This window comes from Streptomyces sp. NPDC043427, from assembly GCF_056436655.1.
Map to the genome: position 1 here is coordinate 807,036 of NZ_JBWKCC010000001.1, position 19,690 is coordinate 826,725.

Here is a 19,690-nt window from a genome sequence, read left to right on the forward strand (position 1 = left end):
GGACCCCCCCACCGCCACGCGCAGGAACCCCCTCCGCCAGGAAAACAAAAACACAACCCCCCCCCCCCCCCCCCCACCCCCCCCCCCCCCCCCCCCCCGGTCTCCGGCTTTCGCCCTTCGTTTCTCGTCAGCGGGTGGTGACCTCCAGCGGTCTCGACGGGCGGTGGGACGGTGGTGCGGGCGTGCCGTCGCCGCGGTCCGGGGCGGGTGGCAGGAGGATCACCGCGTCGAGGCCGCCGCGGGGCGCGGCGCGCAGGACCGCCTCGCCGCCGCCGGCGTGCGCGAGGCGCTGTACGAGGGCGAGGCCCAGGCCCGTACCGCCCTTGGGGGCGTCGGGGGCGCGCCAGAAGCGGTCGAAGGCGCGGCGGCGCTGCTCCTCGGTCATGCCGGGGCCCTCGTCCATGACGTGCAGCTCGACCCGGGCGGGGCCCGACGGGCGGTGGTGGTGGAAGTGGTGCGGGAAGCGGCGTTCGTGCGGGGCGGGGCGGCGCAGGTCGATGGAGACGGTGGAGCCGAGGGGCGCCACACGCAGGGCGTTGGAGAGCAGGTTGTCCAGGATCTGCTCCACCGCCCCGGGCACCGCCAGCACCTCCCCCGCGTAATCGCCCACCAGCACGAGCCGTACGCCGTGCTGCTCGTAGAGCGGGCCCCACGCCCGGTACCGCTCCCCGCACACGCCGTCCAGGTCCACCCGCTCCCGTTGGGCGGCGCTCTCGTCTAGCCGGGCCATCGCCAGCAGTCCCTCGACCATCCGGGCCAGCCGGTCCGTCTCGGTCATCGCCGCGGTGAGGCTGCCCCGGGCGTTCAGGGCGATGTCGGACTCCAGGTTCTCCAGGCGCAGCCGCAGCGCCGCGAGCGGGGTCTTGAGCTGGTGGGAGGCCTCACCGGCGAAGGCCCGCTGGGAGGCGAGGAGGTGCTGCAGGCGGGCCGCGGTGTGGTTGAAGGCGGCCGCGAGACTGCGGACCTCGGGCGGCCCCTTGGTGATGCCGACCGGGGTCGCCGTGCCGCCGTCGGCCAACTCGCGGGTGGCGAGCTCCAGTTCACGGATGGGGCGGCCGGTCCAGCGGGCGATCGCGAAGCCCACGACGGCGACGGCGGCGAGGACCGCGAGCCCGCCGAGGATCAGCAACAGCCATACGTGCTGGACGCGTTCGACCACCATGTGGGTCGGCACGGTGATCCGGACGGCGCCCTGCTTCAGGACTCCGTGCTTCACCGGCGCCGCCACCGCGATGTACTCGACCCCGCCGATCGTGGAGGTGCGCACGTCGACCGAGGAGGTGCCCCGGAGGGCGGCCGCGATGCCGGGCCGGGAGGACAGGTTGTCCGACTCGGCGACGTCCAGCGGATGCGAGGTGGCCAGCAGCTTGCCCGAGCGGTCCACGATCAGCACCTTGCCGCCGATGCGCTCGGCGCAGTGGACCGCCCGGTCGGGCAGGTCCTTCGCCTCGCTTCCGGCGGTGATGGACAGCGAGGCGTACGCCGACACCGACTCCGCCTCGTCCTTGGCCGCGTTGACCACCCGCTCCTGCTCGCCCCGCGAGTAGACGAAGCCCAGCGGGATCTCCAGGCAGAGCAGCACCAGGGCGGTGAGGGCGAGGTAGCTGAGCAGCAGCCGACGGGTCATCGAAAGGCCGCCGGCCGACCGGACGCGGGCTGCGCCGCGGGCGGCCCCGTCTGCACCGCCAGCCGGAACCCGACTCCGCGCAGCGTCTGGATCCACGCCGGGTTGCCCAACTTCCGTCGCAGCGTGGCCACATGGACGTCCAGCGTCTTGGTGGGGCCCTCATAGTGCGGATCCCACACCCGGTCGAGGATCTGCTGCCGCGAGTACACCGCCCCGGGGTCCTCGGTGAGCAGCGCGAGCAGCTCGAACTCCTTGGGCGTCAACGCGACGGGCGACTCACCGACCCACACCTGACGCGTACGGCGATCGACCACGAGGGGGCCGGGGCTGCCGCCGGCGCCGGGGGGTGGGGCCGGAGCCGGTTCGGGGGAGCGGACGGGCTTGGAGAAGCGGCTGCTCGGAGCCGGTTCGGGGGAGCGGACGGGCTCGGAGAAGCGGCTGCTCGGCTCCGAGAAGTGGGGGCCGGTGCCGACGGGGTCGTTCTCGAAGTTCTGCGGGGACGTGAACTGCCGGTCCACGTCAACGGGTCGGTACGAGGCATCAGCGGGCGACTCGCCGAACGCCGCCCCGCCGAACGCCGCCCCGCTGAACCACTCACCGCTCGAACTCGGCGCGTCCGGCACCCCGTTCCACGCCGCCCCCGCGAACTCGCCTCCCGGCGCTCGTTGCGTCCGCCGGGTCACCGCCCGCACCCGGGCGACCAGCTCACGCATGCTGAATGGTTTCGCCAGATAGTCGTCGGCCCCGAGTTCGAGGCCCAGGACGCGGTCCGCCTCCTCGCCGCGCGCGCTGAGGATGATGATGGGGACGTCGGAGGTCTGGCGGATGCCGCGGCAGACGTCGATGCCGTCCACGTCCGGCAACCCGAGGTCGAGCAGGACGACATCGCCGTACGGCCCTCTCAACCCCTCCGTGCCGGTACGGACGTGGTCCACCGTCAGTCCGAAGTGCCCGAGGCCTTCGGTGAGGGGTTCCGCGATCGTCTCGTCGTCCTCGATGAGCAGCACTCGTACGCCCATGCGTTCCCGTCTCTCCGTGAACCAATTCCGCCATGGAGGTGACACGCTACAAGAAAAAACTTCCGAAAACCTTCCGGACAAACTTTGTTGCATTCCTGTCCGGGTTTTAGTGTTCCCCTAACCTTCGCCTTGGTCACCCTCCTCTACGGTGATGACCACCTGGTCAGTCCCCCACTCTGACCTGGTCATACACCTGCCCGGGAGGAACCGTGAAGGCATTGCTGGACCGCGCCCGCTCGTTCAAGCGACGGGTCGACTTCGAAAGCGGCGAATACCGGAAACTGGCCGAGGGACAATACCCCGAGGCATTGTTCATTACCTGCTCGGACTCGCGGGTCATACCCGCACTGATCACGGGCGCGCGGCCCGGAGAGATATTCGAGCTGCGGAACGCGGGCAATATCGTTCCGCCGCATGGCCGGCCGGGCGCCTCCGGCGAGGCGGCCACCATCGAGTACGCACTGGAGGTGCTCGGCGTTCAGGACATCGTCGTGTGTGGTCATTCCCACTGCGGTGCGATGGGCGCCCTGAAGTCCGGCGACGACCTCTCCGCCCTGCCCGGCGTGGACGCCTGGCTGGAGCTGGCCCGCCCCCGACTGACGCCGGTGCTGGACGGTGACGTACGGGACCCGTCGCTGCCGGACGTGGCCCAGCTGAACGTCGTCAACCAGCTGGCTGTGCTGCGGAGTTACCCGGCGGCGCGGCAGCGCGTCGAGGAGGACCGGCTGCGGCTGCACGGCTGGTACTACGAGGTGGACACCGGCCAGGTCCACGAGTTGGACGCGGACGGCCGCTTCCGGGTGCACGCGGCATGAGCGGCTCGCACAGGAAGCACGCGCGCGGCCGTTCGGGCCCCGGCGACACGGGACGCGGCGGGTGGGTGAACGACACCGGCCCCCAGCCGACGGTGCCCTCGCACCCTCCGGACGACTGGGGGGCGCCTGGGCAGCACCGGTCGGGCCAGAACGCGTGGTCCGACTCGTGGTCCGACTCGCGGTCCGACTCGCGGTCCGACTCGTGGTCCGACTCGTGGTCCACCCCCTCGGACCAGAACCCGTGGGCGGGAACCGCGTTCCAGGACGACTGGGGGGCGCCCCCGGCCCACGAGGCGCGCGGGCCGCGTACGGAGACCGTACGGTCCGATGCGCCCGATGCGCCCGCCGCGCCCGCGGCCGGGAAGACGTCCCGCATGCCCAAGCTCCCCAGGGCACCCAAGATGCCCGGTGGTGCGCCGAAGAGTGACCTGGCCACCGAGATCACGGCGTCCCTCGTCGTCTTCCTCGTCGCCCTCCCCCTGTGCATCGGTGTGGCCGTCGCCTCCGGAGTCTCGCCGGAGCTCGGCATCATCTCCGGTGTGATCGGCGGTCTGGTGGTCGGCGCGGCCAGGGGCAGCACGCTCCAGGTCAGCGGCCCGGCCGCCGGACTCGCGGCGCTCGTCTCGGAGACCGTGCTGGAGCACGGCGTGGCGATGCTCGGCGTGATCGTCCTGTTCTCGGGCATCCTGCAGATCGTCCTCGGCCTGGTCCGCTTCGGCCGTTTCTTCCAGGCGATCTCCCTGGCCGTCGTCCAGGGCATGCTGGCGGGCATCGGCCTGCCGCTGATGTTCAGCCAGGCCTACCCGGTGGCCGACGCCAAGGCTCCCGGCACCCCGATCGAGAACATGGCCGGCATACCGGGCCTGCTCGCCGACACCGTCGCGAACCCGCAGACCATGATCGCGGCCGGCCTCGGCATCGTCACCGTCGTCCTCAGCTTCCTGTGGAAGAAGGTGCCGGGCCCGATCAAGAAGGTCCCCGCGGCCCTGGTCGCGGTGGGCATCGGCATCGCGGTCGCCGCGCTTCCCGGCGTCGACGTGAAGACCCTTCAGGTGGGCAACCTGCTGGCCTCCGTCGACGTACCCGGCCCGGAGCAGTTCGCGGGTCTCGCCGACGCCGGCATCATCACCGCTATCCTCACCTTCACGGTGATCGCCTCGGCGGAGTCCCTGTTCACCGCGGCCGCGGTGGACCGTATGCACGACGGCCCACGCACCCGCTACAACCCCGAACTCATCGCCCAGGGCGCCGGAAACACCATCGCAGGCCTCCTCGGCGCGCTGCCGATCACGGCGGTGGTGGCCCGTAGCTCGGCGAACGTCCAGGCGGGTGCCAAGACGCGGATGTCCCGCACCCTGCACGGTCTGTGGCTGCTGGCCTTCGCGCTGCTGCTGCCGCAGGTCCTGGCCCTGATCCCGATCTCGGTCCTCGCGGGCGTCCTCGTGCACAGTGGCTGGAAGCTCTTCGCGCCCGAGCAGTTCCCGAAGATGTGGCGTCAGGACCGGGGCGAGTTCGCGGTCATGACGATCACCACGCTCGTCATCGTGGCGACGGCCCTGCTGGAGGGCGTCCTGATCGGCCTCGCCGCGGGCATCGTCCTCGCCGCCCTGCGCATGTCGCAGACCGTCATCAAGCAGCACGTCGAGGAGGACACGGCGAAGGTGGTGATGGCGGGCAACGCGACGTTCCTCCGCCTCCCGCAGGTCATCGAGGCCCTGGAGGCCGCCGCCGAGTCCGGCAAGCCCCGTATCCGTCTCGACCTCACCGGTGTGACCCACCTGGACCACGCCTGCCGCAGCCAGGTCGAGGAGTTCACGGCCCAACAGCGCGGCAAGGGCGTACGCGTGGAACTCCTGATGCCGGGCCCGGCGAAGGCGACGACTGCCGACGCAGTGGAGCAGGAGGCCGCGCACCACACCGCTCCCCTGCCCCAGCGCCCGGCCCCGCCGACGGACACCGGCCCGATGCCCGGGCCCACCGCCGAGTGGTTCTACCTCGACACCCGTCCCATGCCGGACGAGTACGCGGACCAGTACGTGTCACGCTGACGGCGACCCGCCCCCGAGCCGCCGCAACCGCCGTGGGCGACCCGATGTCCCTCAGGGCATCCGGCCGCCCACGGAGGCCGCGGTGCGGCGGTCCTGACCGCGGCCCCCGGCATCGAGGTCGGGACCTTCTCACACCTTGAGGGCGTCGTAGGACACCCCGGTCAACCGTTCGGAGGCGGACCAGAGTCCTCGCGCCGCCGCGTCGTCGCGGGTCCAGCGGGCTCGCGGGGACGGTGCGGGTGCCCCGCGCCACATGGCGACGGACGGGCCGGTGAACGAGTCGGGGCGCACACCGGGCGCGGTCGCGGCGTACAGGATGGGCAGCGCGCCCGCCTCCGCGGGCTGGGCGACGATCCGGTTGCCGATCTCCACCAACCGCTCGGCGACCCGACGCCCTTCGGCACGCACTCCGGCGGTCTGGAGGTTCGTGGCCGCGTACCCGGGGTGTGCGGCGGCCGCGACCACGTCCGCCCCGGCCGCGTCCAGCCTGCGCGCCAACTCGTGCGTGAAGAGCAGGTTGGCGGTCTTGGACCGGCCGTAGGCGATCCAACGCCGGTAGCGGCGCTCGCTGTTGAGGTCGCGCGGGTCGAGGTTGGCGACCAGGTGCATCATGCTGGACACGGTCACGACCCGGGCGCCGGGCGTGGTGAGCAGCGTGGGCAGCAGTAGTCCGGTCAGGGCGAAGTGCCCCAGGTGGTTGACCCCGAACTGCGTCTCGAAGCCGTCCGCGGTCGTCCCGTACGGCAGCGCCATCACCCCGGCGTTGTTGACGAGCAGGTCGATCCGCTCGTACGGCAGCGAGACCACGAACTCCCGTACAGAGGCGAGGTCTCCGAGGTTCAGCGACCTCAACTCCACCTCGGCACCCGGCACTTCCGCCGCCAGCCGCTCGACCGCGGCTCTGCCTCGCGCCTCACTGCGGCAGGCGAGCACGACTCTGGCCCCCTTGCGGGCCAACTCCCGTGCGGTGACGTACCCGAGGCCGCTGTTGGCTCCGGAGACGACGGCGGTACGCCCGCTCTGGTCGGGGATGTCGTGCGTGTTCCAGCCGGCCATGGCCGAACTCCCTTCGCTGCCGTCAACCTGCGCCGCACTCGCGCGTCACGACGCGGCCACGGAGCGTCCACCCCGCACCCCTAGCGTCGCACAGCGCGCCGGCACGCTGGAGATCATGGTCGCCGGCACCGGCACCAGCGGGTTGGTCAGGCTGGGCCAGGGCCCCCGACCCCGACCGGCGCGACCACCACCCGGGGCCAGGTCTCCGGCGCCAAGCGCTTCAGCGGCGTCAAGGGCTGCTACTACACGAACGACCCGGACGGCAGACGCCTGCACTTCTCCAGCCAGCAGGGCACCAGCGGGAGCTCGTCCGGCGGGATCACGTACGAGGTGACGGGGCCGTTCCGCTCGCAGGAAGGACCCTCCGACCCACCTATGCCCCTCCCCTGACCCTACGCACACAACAGTCACGGAATGGTCACTTCACCTTCACATCCTCCAGTGCGGTCATACGGTCATCCCTTCACGCACCAGCCCTGGGGGGACACCATGACCAACCCGTACACCGCACCGCCCGCACCGCAGCCGTCTTCCGGGCCCGCCCCCAAGTGGGCCCGGAAGCGCTACGTCCTGCCTGCCCTCGCCCTCGCCCTCTTCGTCGGCGTCGGCATAGGCAGCGGCGACGACACGGACACCACGACCGAGGCGAAGACCCTGGCCGCCAAGCCTCAGCCGACGGTGACAGTGACGGCGACGGCGACGGCGACGGCCACCGCGACGGAGACAGCGACCCCCGAACCGGCCACCACGGTGACCGCCACGAAGACCGTCAAGGTCACGAAGACCGTCACGGCAGCAGCAGCGGACAGCGACAGCGTCGCGGACGACTCCGATGATTCCGGCAGCGTCTACTACGCCAACTGCAGCGCGGCCCGCGCCGCCGGTGACACCCCTCTGTACGCGGGTGACCCCGGCTACGACGGCCACCTCGACCGCGACGGAGACGGCGTCGCCTGCGAGTGACGTAGGCGTCACCTCACTGGGTCAGCGACTCCAGGCCCCGGCTCCGGGCAGCCTGGCCCGTAGTGCCTGCCGGGGGCGACGAGGTCGTGCCACGCCCCAGCCAGACCAGGAGGAGGCCGAGGGTGCAGGCGATGGCCGGCCAGTAGACGTAGCGGTAGTTCGTCGCCGGCATGATCGGCAGGTAGCCGAGGATGTAGGCCGCCGAGCTGATCCCGAGCGCCCGGACAGGCATCGAGAACGTGCCCCTGCCCGGGCGGACGGCGAGCACGAGTGCGACGGTGAGCCAGAACCATCCCCGGAAGAGCGGCCGCACATCCGAGACCGCGCCGTTGACGTAGGTGTCGAGCGCTTCCTCGAGCCGGGCGTGCGTCACCTCGAGCCCGAGCTCGTTGCTGCCGACCCCCGGGTGGTACGGATAGCCGGTCTCGAAGAGGAGTCCCGTGAACAGCAGCAGCCGGTACTGGAGATAGCCGGGGACATGGCCGCTCATCTCGCGCAGCCACAGGGACATGATCTGGTCGGAGTCCCCGACCAGTCCGTCCGCCGGGCGGTCGTAGCAGGTCCAGTAGGCGTCCGACAGGGAATGGATGCGGGCGCACTTCTGTGCCGCGGCCACGAGGCGGCCCCGAAGGTCCGGTGACGCGTCGGCCGACCGCAGTTCCTCGACGGTCAGGACGTGGACCAGGTCGTCGACCATGATCTGCGCGCCCTGCTTCGTCTGTGCGGGCCGTGCGATCCAGGAGATGGCGACGGCGGGCACGAGGAGACCGACCACGAGTGCCGCCGTGGCCACGGTCCACACCCGGCGCCCGGGCCGGGGCCACCACGCGAGGACGAGCATGTCGAACACCGGAATCGCGGCGAAGAACGCGTTCTTGCGCACCAACATCGCATAGGCGAGGAAGAGCACGCCCACCCCGAAGAGGCCCCACCGCAGCGCCCGGCGGCTGCGGCGGCCCCGCAGCCGCAGCCCGACGAACGCGACCGCGGTGGCGGCGAGAAGCGCGAACGCCGTGTGGACGTCCTTCCACACCACCCCGACGAACGTCAGAACCTGGGGAGTCAGTCCGACTCCGAGGACGGCGAGCGAACCGAAACGGCTGGCGGTCAGCTCCCAGACACACCAGGCCGTCACCCAGAGCGCCGCCCAGAAGATGAGGGACTGCAGGACGGCCATGGACGCGGCCGATCCGGTCACGGCGATGAGCGCACGCCACACCAGGCTCAGAACAGGCGGATGCCAGTCGGTCAGCGGCTTCTTCCCCATCGCCTGCCGGAGTTGGTCGAGGCTGTCGGGACTCATGTACCCGGGGGCGAACACGACGGTCGTGGCCAGGCACCCTGCTGCGGCGATGACGACCAGCACCCAACTCCACCGCATACGTCCCATATGCCGGATATTAACAGGGTGCCACGAAGACGTAGCGCCGATAGGTGACGAAGCGGAACAACGTGGCGAGGACCCAGCCGAAGACGCGGGCGACGTTGTCACTCAGGGCCGAGTCGAGCCCGAGCAGATACCTCGCCAGGAAGACCGTACCGGCCGTGATGGCGACGCCGACGATGTTCACGACGAGGAACAGGACCAGCTCCTGAGCCAGGTTCTCGCGATGCCGGCGGCGATAGGTCCAGTAGCGGTTCCCGACCCAGCTGAAGAGCGTCGCGGCGCCCGTCGCGAGCACGGACGCCAGGACGGGCGCAGCCCCCATCAACCCGCCGCTCGCGCCGCCGGGCAGCCCGAAGACCAGCAGGTTGTAGCCACCGTTGTCCACGACGAAGGCCAGCGCCCCGACGATCCCGAACTTGGCGGCCTCACGCCAGGCGGCCCGGACGGCGTCCCGCATACGGAGCGTCAGAAGCGCGAGGACCGACACGAAGCGAGCGTAACGACACGGCGCGCCCTCACGCACCAAACTCGCCCATAACGCATCATTTCATCTCGTATGAGCACCTGATCGGCTAAGGAGTGGCGGAGTGGCCGTGAGACCGACGATCGCGTGTGTCGTGCCGTGCCACAACGAGGAGGCGGCCGTCGGCAAGGTGGTGTGCGACCTGAGGGCGGCGCTGCCCGAGGCCGACATCTACGTGTACGACAACGCCTCGACCGACCGCACGGTGGAGGTCGCCCGCGAGGCGGGAGCGATCGTGCGGCAGGAGTCGCGCAAGGGGAAGGGCAACGTCATCCGGCGCGCCTTCGCCGACGTCGACGCCGACGCGCTGCTCATCGTCGACGGGGACGACACCTACGACGTGTCACGGGCGCGGGACCTGGTGGACCTGCTCTGCGAGGGGCCCTACGACCAGGTCGTCGGCGCTCGCCGCGAAACGGTCAGCGGTGCCTACCGGGCGGGGCACGCCGTCGGCAACAGGCTGCTCACCGGGGCGGTGCGGTCCCTGTTCGGCAATGACGTGACCGACATGCTGAGCGGCTACCGGGTCCTCTCCCGACGCTTCGTAAAATCCTTCCCGGCGCTGTCCCGCGAGTTCGAGACCGAGACGGAGATGACCGTCCACGCGCTCCATCTCCGGCTCCCCACCGCGGAGGTGACCGTGGACTACCGGGTCCGCCCCAACGGAAGCGAAAGCAAGCTGCGCACCTACCGGGACGGCTGGCGCATCCTCCGCCTCATCCTCAACATGGCGCGTCGCGAACGGCCCTCCCTCGTCCACACCGTGATCGCGGCCCTGCTCGCCCTCGCCTCCCTCATCCTCGGCATCCCCGTCATCACCGACTTCATGGAGACGGGAACGGTGCCCCGCTTCCCGACGGCCATCCTCGCCGCCGCGATCATGACCATCGCGACGCTGGTGCTGCTCGTGGGCTACATCCTCGAGTCCATCATGTACATGCGCCAGGAACAGTCCCGCCTGGCCCACCTCGCCCACCCCCCGCCCCATCGCCCGCCCCCACAGCCCGCCACCGCCCCCGTCCCGCTCCGACAGGCCAACAGCAACTCACGCCCCCACTGAGGCGCCGGGGCCTACGGATGCCCCTGACACACGCACCAGACCTCCCGCGGCAGCGTGCGGTAGTCGTCGCAGGGCCTCGACTGTCCGAACCTCTCGGCGCGTGGCCCCACACCATGCCCGTGTGCGAACGTTCGACCATGACCAGCGATTACGACCGCATCCGTACCGGCATCGAGTTCATGACCGCGTACGTCTCCGGGAACGAACTCCTGACCGCGTACGTCGCTGAGCGGCGACGCGACGACCCGATGGCGACCGAGGCCCTGATGGACGGCGCGGCGGCTCTCTGCGCCCTGCTGCTGCACAAGATGGCCCGGGACACGGGGAAGACCCAGCACGAGCTTCTGCAGGAGCTGGCCCGCGGCACTCACCGGCACGAGCAGCAGTCCGACGACTGATCGGAGCCCGGTCTCGCGCCGGCGACATGCACGAAAGGGGCGGTACCCCGCACAGGGGGCCGCCCCACTGCCCGTCCGACCTCTCGGCCGGACGACCCGCCGACCAGTCGCCGTTTGCACTCCTACGAGCCAAGCCCGTGCCCCTGCCAGGCTCGCTACGGTGGGACTCATGAGGCTCTCGCCGCTCGTCGCCCGAGAACGCTTCGCCGCGTCACCCGTCGCCCGGCTGGCGACAGCCGACGCGAGCGGTGTGCCGCACGCCGTTCCTGTCACCTTCGCCGTCCTGGGTGACGTCCTGTACTTCGCGGTCGACCACAAGCCCAAGAGCTCATGGAATCTGCGGCGACTGCGGAACATCCAGGAGAACGCCCCGGTGGCGGTACTGGTCGACCACTACGACGAGGACTGGTCGGCCCTGTGGTGGGCAAGGGCCGATGGCCGCGGAGAAGTGCTGGAGAAGGAAGAAGAGCGGCTCCGCGCAGTGGAGTTGCTGTGCGACAAATACACCCAGTACAGGGACTCTCCTCCTGAGGGTCCTGTGGTCGCCGTCCGGGTGGGGCAGTGGAGCGGCTGGGCCTTCGCATAGCTGCTTCATCCCGTTGCGCTTCGCCCTGCCCAGCCCGAAGCGCAGTTCCTCAAACCTTCCACATACGCGAACGCCGAAAGGACGGCACCCCCGCACAGGGTGCCGCCCCTTCATCCTGCGTGCCGGAGCCGCCGCAGATCGGTGAGGGTCGGGGACCGACGGCGGCTCCGGGGTCGAGGGATGCTCAGCGGTGGTCGCTGCCCTCCGACTGGGTCGCCGCACGGCCCGCTTCGAGGCGGGCGACCGGGATGCGGAACGGGGAGCAGGAGACGTAGTCGAGGCCGACCTCGTGGAAGAAGTGGACGGACTCCGGGTCGCCGCCGTGCTCGCCGCAGACGCCGAGCTTCAGGTCGGGGCGCGTCGCCCGGCCGGCCTCCGCCGCGAGCTTGACCAGCGAGCCGACGCCGTCCTTGTCGATCGTCTCGAAGGGGGAGACGCCGAAGATACCCTTCTCCAGGTACGCCGTGAAGAAGGAGGCCTCCACGTCGTCGCGGGAGAAGCCCCACACGGTCTGGGTCAGGTCGTTCGTGCCGAAGCTGAAGAACTCCGCCGCCTCCGCGATCTGGCCCGCCGTCAGCGCGGCGCGCGGGAGCTCGATCATCGTGCCGATCGCCAGCTTGAGCTGCGTACCCGTCGCCGCCTCGACCTCCGCGACGACCTGGTCCGCCTCCTCACGCACGATCTCCAGCTCCTGGACCGTGCCCACGAGCGGGATCATGATCTCGGCGCGCGGGTCGCCCTTGGCGTTCTTGCGCTCGGCCGCGGCCTCGGCGATGGCGCGGACCTGCATGGTGAACAGGCCCGGGATGACCAGGCCGAGGCGCACGCCCCGCAGGCCCAGCATCGGGTTCTGCTCGTGCAGGCGGTGCACCGCCTGGAGGAGTCGGAGTTCGTTCTCGTGGGGCTCCTGGCGGGACTCCGCGAGGGCCACGCGGACCGACAGTTCCGTGATGTCCGGCAGGAACTCGTGCAGCGGCGGGTCCAGGAGGCGGATCGTGACGGGCAGGCCGTCCATCGCCGAGAACAGCTCCACGAAGTCCTGCTTCTGGAGCGGGAGCAGCGCCTTCAGGGACTCCTCGCGCTCGGCCTCCGTGTCGGCCAGGATCAGGCGCTCGACCAGCTCACGGCGGTCGCCGAGGAACATGTGCTCCGTACGGCACAGACCGATGCCCTGCGCTCCGAAGCGACGGGCGCGCATCGCGTCCTCGGCGTTGTCCGCGTTGGCGCGCACCCGCAGGCTCCGCTTGCGGTCGGCGAACGCCATGATCCGGTGCACGGCCTCGACCAGTTCGTCGGCGTCGTCGGCGCCCGCGTGCATACGGCCCTCGAAGTACTCGACGACCGGGGACGGGACGACAGGCACCTCGCCCAGGTAGACCTTGCCGCTGGAGCCGTCGATGGAGATCAGGTCGCCTTCCTCGACGACATGCCCGCCCGGCACCGTCATCCGGCGCCGCTTGGTGTCGACCTCCAGCTCCTCCGCGCCACAGACACAGGTCTTGCCCATGCCCCGGGCCACCACGGCCGCGTGGGACGTCTTGCCTCCGCGCGAAGTGAGAATCCCCTCCGCCGCGATCATGCCGTCCAGGTCGTCGGGGTTGGTCTCGCGGCGGACCAGGATGACCTTCTCGCCGGAGCGGGACCACTTCACGGCGGTGTACGAGTCGAAGACCGCCTTGCCGACCGCCGCGCCCGGCGAGGCCGCGATGCCCCGGCCGACCTTCTCCACCTTCGCGTCCTCGTCGAAGCGGGGGAACATCAGCTGGGCGAGCTGGGCGCCGTTGACGCGCTGGAGCGCCTCCGCCTCGTCGATCAGGCCCTGGTCCACCAGCTGCGTGGCGATGCGGAAGGCCGCGCCCGCCGTGCGCTTGCCGACGCGGGTCTGGAGCATCCACAGCTGGCCGCGCTCGATGGTGAACTCGATGTCGCAGAGATCCTTGTAGTGGTTCTCCAGGGTCTCCATGATCTGCATCAGCTGGTCGTACGACTTCTTGTCGATCGACTCCAGCTCGGCGAGCGGGACCGTGTTGCGGATGCCCGCGACGACGTCCTCGCCCTGCGCGTTCTGCAGGTAGTCGCCGTAGACGCCCTGGTGGCCGCTGGCGGGGTCGCGGGTGAAGGCGACGCCGGTGCCGGAGTCGGGGCCCAGGTTGCCGAAGACCATGGAGCAGACGTTGACGGCCGTGCCCAGGTCACCGGGGATCCGCTCCTGGCGGCGGTACAGCTTCGCCCGGTCGCCGTTCCAGGACTCGAAGACCGCCTTGATGGCGAGGTCCATCTGCTCGCGCGGGTCCTGCGGGAAGTCCCGGCCGGCCTCGGCCTTGACGATCTTCTTGAAGCGGGTGACCAGCTTCTTGAGGTCGGCCGCCTCCAGCTCGGTGTCGACCGTGACCTTCTTGGCCTCCTTGGCCTTCTCCAGCGCCTCCTCGAAGAGCTCGCCGTCGACGCCGAGGACGGTCTTGCCGAACATCTGGATGAGGCGGCGGTAGGAGTCCCAGGCGAACCGCTCGTCGCCGGCCTGGTCGGCCAGGCCCTTCACCGACTTGTCGGAGAGGCCGATGTTGAGGACCGTGTCCATCATGCCCGGCATGGAGAACTTGGCGCCGGAGCGGACCGAGACAAGGAGCGGGTTGTCGGCCTGGCCGAGCTTCTTGCCCATCTTCTGCTCGAGGGCCGCCAGGTGCGCACTCACTTCGTCACGCAGTGCCGCCGGCTCCTCGCCACTGTCGAGGTAGACCTTGCACGCTTCCGTCGTGATCGTGAAGCCCGGGGGAACGGGGAGTCCCAGGTTGGTCATCTCGGCGAGGTTCGCGCCCTTGCCACCCAGGAGATCCTTGAGGTCCTTGTTTCCCTCGGTGAAGTCGTAAACGAACTTGGCTACGTGGGGTTCTTTGTTTTCCGACACGGTCTCGACTCCCTCGAGGACGCGGTGGCTGCCCTGACGGCGAGGAACATACCCAGATCGAAGGCGCCTGGGTATGTCTACTCACGCGTCATGCGCCCGTAACCACCCGTCCGCCAGTGGATCGAAAGTCAAAGCTGGGCAAGCCGTGACGGGCGGATGTTTTCACTTCTTGAACGCGAGAGCGCCCACAGGTGCGGAATTTCGCTCAGATGAGCGACCTTACCGCACGTCTGAGTTCGATCGATGAACGATCAAGGGGTGGCACTGAGTGCCACCCCTTGGAGAAGTGCAGTCGCCCAAGATCCGCTCATCTGAGCGTAACCCTTATCAGAGGTGGTGAGAATCACGCTGCCACAGGGGGCCGGATTTCACCATCCGGACGTGCCTCGGACACGCCCCGCCACCGCAACGCGCCCGTCACACACCCATCGCCAGCAGCCGTTCCTCCACCCGCTCGGGCGCGTACAGGTGCTCCACGACCAGCGCCCCGCCGCCCACAAGACCGGCCCGCTCCCCCAGCCGCGAGGTCACCACCTCCAGATGGGCCGTCGAGCGCGGCAACGCCCGCTGGTACAACAGCTCCCGCACCCCCGTGAGGAAGGCCGTCCCCGCCAGGTCCCCCGCGATCATCAGCACCCCCGGGTTGAGCAGCGTCACGACCGTCGCCAGCACGTCCCCGACACGGCGCCCCGCCTCACGGGCCAGCGCGGCCGCCTCCGGGTGCCCGGCCGCGAGCAGGTCCCGCACATCCGAGCCCGACGCTGCCCGCACCCCGCTCTCCGCCAGCCGCCGCGCCACGGCGCCACCACTGGCGACGGCGGCGAGACAGCCGTACGAGCCGCACCGGCACAGGGCGTCCGCGCCCACCCGGATGTGTCCGAGGTCCCCGGCGCCCCCGTCGATGCCCCGGTAGACGGAGCCGTCGACGACGACGCCCGCGCCGATCCCGGTGGAGACCTTGACCAGGACGAACGCGGAGCATTCCAGGTGCCCGGTGCGCTGTTCGCCGTACGCCATGAGGTTCGCGTCGTTGTCGACCAGGACCGGCACCGGGCCGGCGCCCGTCCGTTCGGTGAAGGCCCTGGCCAGGCGGCCTCTTATGTCGTAGCCGTCCCAACCGGGCATGATCGGCGGCTGGACGACCCGCCCGGTCTCGCTGTCGACCGGACCCGGCACCGCGAGCCCGATGCCGCACACCTCCCCCGCCCGGTGCCCCGCCTTCTCGAGCAGCTCGGCGAACCAGCCGCCCAACTCGCCCAGCACGGCGTCCGGGCCGTCCTCGACGACCAGCGTGCCGCTGTGCTCGACGAGGATCTCGCCGGTCAGGGACAGCACGGCCGCGCGCGCGTGCCGGGTGTCGAGGTCGGCGGCCAGGACGACCGCGTGGGCGTCGTCGAACTCCAGGGTGATCGAGGGGCGGCCGCCCAGCGGGGAGTCGACCGGGCCGCCCGCACCCTCGCGCAGCCAGCCCGCGCGGAAGAGGCGGTCCAGACGCTGACCGACCGTCGCCCGTGAGAGTCCCGTCACCTGTTGGAGTGCGCCGCGTGTCGTGGCCCGGCCACTGCGGACGAGTTCGAGCAGGTCGCCGGCGCTCGCCTGGCTCCCGCCCCTGGTGGTCCTTCCGGTCCTTCCCGGCCGTCCGGTCATGCGCACCCCCTTGTGTTTCCCAAGCCTGCATTACATATTGAGTTTTGCGTGTTAAATAGACGTAACCCCACGGTAGCCACTGCCGAACCCGCTGCCGTACCCGTCGGCCGAACGTCTTTCGGGGAGCCCCGAGTGGATCGCACCGCCCAACTCACCGCCCGCATCACGGACCGCCCTCTTGCATACGATCCGGCGACCTCGCCGGGCTCGCTGCACCTCGGGGCCGCGCGCGTGCTGGAGGGCAACTGGACGGGAACGTCGACGGTGCCCTCGCGGAGCCTGTATCCGCACCAGTGGTCCTGGGACTCGGCGTTCATCGCGATCGGCCTCAGGCACATCTCACCGTTACGGGCCCAGACGGAACTGGAGACGCTGCTCGAAGCCCAGTGGGGCGACGGGCGCGTCCCGCACATCGTCTTCAACCCCTCCGTCCCCCTCGACGCATACTTCCCGAGCCCCGACTTCTGGCGCTCCTCGACCGCGGGGCGCGCTGCGGGCGCCCCGCGCACCGTACAGACCTCGGGCATCGTGCAGCCACCGGTGCACGCGCTCGCCGCCTGGCTGGTGCACCGCGCCGATCCCGGGCTGTCGCGGGCGCGCGGCTTCCTCGCCCGCGTGTACCCCCGGCTGGCCGCCTGGCACCGGTATCTGCTGCACCGGCGGGACCTGGGCGGGGGCGGCCTCGCGTCCGTCGTGCACCCCTGGGAGCAGGGCATGGACAACAGCCCCTCCTGGGACGCCCCGCTGTCCCGCGTCACCCCCGCCCCGGCCCGCTCCTTCCGCCGCGCCGACCTCGACCACGGGGCGGCTGAGGACCGGCCCACGGATCTGGACTACGGGCGGTACGTGCGGCTGGCGACGGAGTACCGGGACGGGGGATACGCGGACGGCGGCGGGGAGTTCGCCGTCGAGGACCCGTCCTTCAACGCCCTGCTCATCGCCTCCGAGCACGCACTCGCCCGCATCGCGCACGAGTTGGGGGCGACGGGCACGGCCCGCCACGCCCGCGCCGAGCGCCTGACGGCGGCGCTGGTGGAGCGGCTGTGGGATCCGGCGGAGGGGATGTTCTTCTGCCGGGACGTGCGAGGGGGCGGGAGGCTGATCCCCGAGAGGGGTGTATCCGGGCTGGTCCCGCTGCTGCTGCCCGGGCTGCCCCGCGAGGTCGTCACCGCCCTCGTACGCACGCTGCACGGCCCGCGCTTCGGGCTCGGCACCACCACCCGCCTCGTCCCGTCCTACGACCTCCTCGGCGAGGCCTTCGACCCGCACCGGTACTGGCGCGGACCGGCCTGGTTCAACACGAGCTGGCTGGTGGAGCGCGGCCTGCGCCTGCACGGCGAACTCGCCCGCGCCGACGCGCTCCGCGACGCCGTCCTGGACACCGCGGAGGCGTCCGGATTCGCGGAGTACGTCGACCCGTACACCGGCGAGGCCTGCGGAGCGACCGGCTTCAGCTGGACCGCCGCGCTCACGCTGGACCTGCTGCACAGCCACACACCAGTGAGCGACACACCGGTCAATGCCACACCGGTCAGCGGCACACCGGTCACCGAAAGCCCAGTCACGACAAACCCAGTCACGACAAGCGAGACCACGGAAAGCTCAGTCACGGGAAGCCAGGGAGGGGACCGGGGATGACGGAGCGGCATCACCTGCTCGTGTACGGCGGCACGTTCGCCGCCGTCGGCGACCGCGGGGACATCAGCGGCGTACGGGGCGGCACATCTCCCGACGGGTTGTTCGTACGGGACGCCCGGCACCTCAGCCGCTGGCAGCTGACCGTCGACGGCGCGGTGCCCGAGGCGCTCACACCGGTCGCGGACGGCGACAGCGCGCGCTGCGTCCTCGTCCCGCGCGGCGGCCGCGACGAACCGCCCGCCTACACCCTCTTCCGTGAACAGGCCGTCGGCGACAGCTCGTTCGTCGAGTCCCTGCGCGTGGCCAGCAACCGTCCGGTCCCGACGACGGTCCGCCTCGCGATCACCGCCGACGCCGACTTCACCGACCAGTTCGAACTGCGCTCCGACCACCGCACCTACACCAAGACGGGCGCCGTCCGCCGCCGTCAGGTCCTCGACCACGGGGTGGAGTTCACCTACCGGCGCGGCGAGTGGCGCTCTTGTACGACGGTGACGGCCGACCCCTCGCCGGACGTCGTCGAGGAGACCGGCACCGGCGCCCGGCGCATGGTGTGGACCCTGGAACTGGAACCCCACGGCACGGCGGAACTGACCCTGCGCGTGATCGCCCGGCCGCACGGCGAGAAGCGCGCCCTGCGCGTCCCGCGCTCCCCGTCCGCGCTGAACGACCAGCTCATCGCCGCCGAGGGCGAGTTCGTGGAGGGCGTGCCCTTCCCGACGGGCTGGCCCGAACTGGCCGCCGCCTGCGCACGGGGCCTCGCCGACCTCGCCTCCCTCCAGGTGCCGGCCGCCGGCCCGGACGGCGAGGAGCTGCGCGTCCCGGCCGCCGGCGCCCCCTGGTTCCTGACCCTGCTGGGCCGCGACGCCCTCCTCGCCTCCCTCTTCGCACTCCCCTACCGACCGCAACTGGCCGCCGCCACGCTCCCCGCACTCGCCGCGACCCAGGCCGCCGCGACCGGCGCGGACCCGGTCACCCAGCCCGGCAAGATCGTGCACGAGGTGCGGCACGGCGAGCTCGCGCACTTCGGGCAGGTCCCCTTCCGGCGCTACTACGGCTCGGTGGACGCCACCCCGCTCTTCCTCGTCCTGCTCGGCGCGTACGTCGACCACACCGGCGACACCGGGCCGGCCCGCCGTCTCGAGTCCCACGCCCGCGCCGCGATCGCCTGGATGCTCGACCACGGCGGCCTCACCTCCCGCGGCTACCTCGGCTACCGCGCCGACCAGGGCGGCCTCGCCAACCAGAACTGGAAGGACTCCCCCGGCGCGATCTGCTCCGCCGACGGCACCCGGGCGAGCGGCCCGGTGATGGCGGCGGGCGCCCAGGGCTACGCCTACGACGCCCTGCGCCGCACCGCGTGGCTCGCGCGCACCGTCTGGGAGGACGAGACCTACGGGGCCCTCCTCGAGCAGGCGGCCGGCGACCTCCGCGACCGTTTCCAGCGGGACTTCTGGATGCCGGAGCACGACTTCCCGGCGCTCGCGCTGGACGGCGAGGGCCACCGGGTCGACGCGCTCGCGTCCGACGCGGGGCACCTGCTGTGGTCCGGGCTGCTGGACAAGGAGTACGGCGAGCTGGTCGGCCGGCGCCTCCTGGAACCGGACTTCTTCTCCGGCTGGGGCGTGCGCACGCTGGCCGCGGGCCAACCCGCGTACCACCCGCTCTCGTACCACCGCGGCTCCGTCTGGCCCCACGACAACGCCCTGATCGCCCTCGGCCTCGCCCGCTACGGCCTCCACGACGAGGCCCGCACGGTCGCCCACGGCCTGGTCGACGCGGCGAACGCGACCGGCCACCGCCTCCCCGAGGTCATCGCCGGCTACGGCCGCGACACCCACACGGAGCCGGTGCCCTACCCGCACGCGTGCGTACGGGAGTCCAGGTCGGCGGCGGCACCGCTCGCGCTGCTCACCGCAGTGGGCGGGGTGTAGGCGGGCGGGGTGCGGGCCGCGCCCTTTGGTTGCCCTTTGGTTGGTTGACGAGGCGTTTGCCGGGTGTTTGCCGTGAGCTGTGAA

General features: G+C 71.1%; 15 protein-coding genes and 1 pseudogene. 9 read left to right on the top strand and 7 right to left on the bottom strand.

Annotation, left to right across the window (positions count from 1 at the left end):
• Window positions 1-127 precede the first annotated feature (127 nt).
• Together AC067M_RS03710 and AC067M_RS03715 are read right to left on the bottom strand one after the other, a co-directional pair.
• Entirely contained in the window at window positions 128-1,627 is a 1,500-nt protein-coding gene (locus AC067M_RS03710; RefSeq protein ID WP_478695306.1) for a sensor histidine kinase, read from the bottom strand.
• A complete protein-coding gene (locus AC067M_RS03715) occupies window positions 1,624-2,646 on the bottom strand; it encodes a response regulator transcription factor (protein WP_478695307.1) in 1,023 nt (340 codons plus the stop codon). The genes AC067M_RS03710 and AC067M_RS03715 overlap by 4 nt, the downstream gene beginning before the upstream one ends.
• Window positions 2,647-2,855: 209 nt before the next feature.
• Between AC067M_RS03715 and AC067M_RS03720 the strand changes: the two genes are divergently transcribed.
• Both AC067M_RS03720 and AC067M_RS03725 read left to right on the top strand, forming a co-directional pair.
• Window positions 2,856-3,461, top strand: coding sequence for a carbonic anhydrase (locus AC067M_RS03720; RefSeq protein ID WP_478695308.1), 606 nt, complete (start codon window positions 2,856-2,858; stop codon window positions 3,459-3,461).
• A gap of 374 nt (window positions 3,462-3,835) precedes the next feature.
• Window positions 3,836-5,509: a SulP family inorganic anion transporter gene (locus tag AC067M_RS03725; RefSeq protein ID WP_478695363.1), complete on the top strand. Its 1,674-nt coding sequence runs from the start codon at window positions 3,836-3,838 to the stop codon at window positions 5,507-5,509.
• Between the two features lie 129 nt (window positions 5,510-5,638).
• Here the strand turns inward: AC067M_RS03725 and AC067M_RS03730 are convergent, their stop codons facing one another.
• Complete coding sequence (locus AC067M_RS03730; protein WP_478695309.1) at window positions 5,639-6,565, bottom strand: oxidoreductase; 927 nt, start codon at window positions 6,563-6,565, stop codon at window positions 5,639-5,641.
• A 97-nt stretch (window positions 6,566-6,662) separates the two neighbouring features.
• On the opposite strand from AC067M_RS03730, the pseudogene AC067M_RS03735 reads away from it, so the two are divergent.
• Both AC067M_RS03735 and AC067M_RS03740 read left to right on the top strand, forming a co-directional pair.
• Window positions 6,663-6,955 (top strand): annotated as a pseudogene (locus tag AC067M_RS03735) (hypothetical protein); the annotation flags it as partial.
• A gap of 99 nt (window positions 6,956-7,054) precedes the next feature.
• A complete protein-coding gene (locus AC067M_RS03740; protein ID WP_478695310.1) occupies window positions 7,055-7,528 on the top strand; it encodes an excalibur calcium-binding domain-containing protein in 474 nt (157 codons plus the stop codon).
• Window positions 7,529-7,541: 13 nt separating this feature from the next.
• Here the strand turns inward: AC067M_RS03740 and AC067M_RS03745 are convergent, their stop codons facing one another.
• Together AC067M_RS03745 and AC067M_RS03750 are read right to left on the bottom strand one after the other, a co-directional pair.
• Complete coding sequence (locus tag AC067M_RS03745; RefSeq protein ID WP_478695311.1) at window positions 7,542-8,918, bottom strand: hypothetical protein; 1,377 nt, start codon at window positions 8,916-8,918, stop codon at window positions 7,542-7,544.
• Window positions 8,919-8,928: 10 nt separating this feature from the next.
• Window positions 8,929-9,402, bottom strand: a complete 474-nt coding sequence (locus AC067M_RS03750; RefSeq protein ID WP_478695312.1) for a GtrA family protein — start codon at window positions 9,400-9,402, stop codon at window positions 8,929-8,931.
• Between the two features lie 100 nt (window positions 9,403-9,502).
• Here AC067M_RS03750 and AC067M_RS03755 point away from each other — a divergent pair, with 100 nt between their 5' ends.
• From AC067M_RS03755 to AC067M_RS03765, 3 genes are all read left to right on the top strand, one after another.
• Complete coding sequence (locus AC067M_RS03755) at window positions 9,503-10,498, top strand: glycosyltransferase family 2 protein (RefSeq protein ID WP_478695313.1); 996 nt, start codon at window positions 9,503-9,505, stop codon at window positions 10,496-10,498.
• Window positions 10,499-10,635: 137 nt separating this feature from the next.
• Window positions 10,636-10,896, top strand: a complete 261-nt coding sequence (locus AC067M_RS03760; RefSeq protein WP_478695314.1) for a hypothetical protein — start codon at window positions 10,636-10,638, stop codon at window positions 10,894-10,896.
• A 169-nt stretch (window positions 10,897-11,065) separates the two neighbouring features.
• Window positions 11,066-11,482 (top strand): TIGR03668 family PPOX class F420-dependent oxidoreductase, encoded by a 417-nt coding sequence (locus AC067M_RS03765; RefSeq protein WP_478695315.1) that lies wholly within the window; start codon window positions 11,066-11,068, stop codon window positions 11,480-11,482.
• Window positions 11,483-11,666: 184 nt separating this feature from the next.
• Here AC067M_RS03765 and ppdK read toward each other — a convergent pair whose 3' ends face one another.
• A complete protein-coding gene (ppdK, locus tag AC067M_RS03770; protein WP_478695316.1) occupies window positions 11,667-14,387 on the bottom strand; it encodes a pyruvate, phosphate dikinase in 2,721 nt (906 codons plus the stop codon).
• Window positions 14,388-14,804: 417 nt separating this feature from the next.
• Window positions 14,805-16,034, bottom strand: coding sequence for an ROK family protein (locus AC067M_RS03775; RefSeq protein ID WP_478695317.1), 1,230 nt, complete (start codon window positions 16,032-16,034; stop codon window positions 14,805-14,807).
• 132 nt (window positions 16,035-16,166) lie between these two features.
• Here AC067M_RS03775 and AC067M_RS03780 point away from each other — a divergent pair, with 132 nt between their 5' ends.
• Together AC067M_RS03780 and AC067M_RS03785 are read left to right on the top strand one after the other, a co-directional pair.
• A complete protein-coding gene (locus AC067M_RS03780; protein WP_478695318.1) occupies window positions 16,167-17,672 on the top strand; it encodes an MGH1-like glycoside hydrolase domain-containing protein in 1,506 nt (501 codons plus the stop codon).
• Window positions 17,669-19,606: an amylo-alpha-1,6-glucosidase gene (locus AC067M_RS03785; protein ID WP_478695319.1), complete on the top strand. Its 1,938-nt coding sequence runs from the start codon at window positions 17,669-17,671 to the stop codon at window positions 19,604-19,606. The genes AC067M_RS03780 and AC067M_RS03785 overlap by 4 nt, the downstream gene beginning before the upstream one ends.
• Window positions 19,607-19,690: the final 84 nt, after the last annotated feature.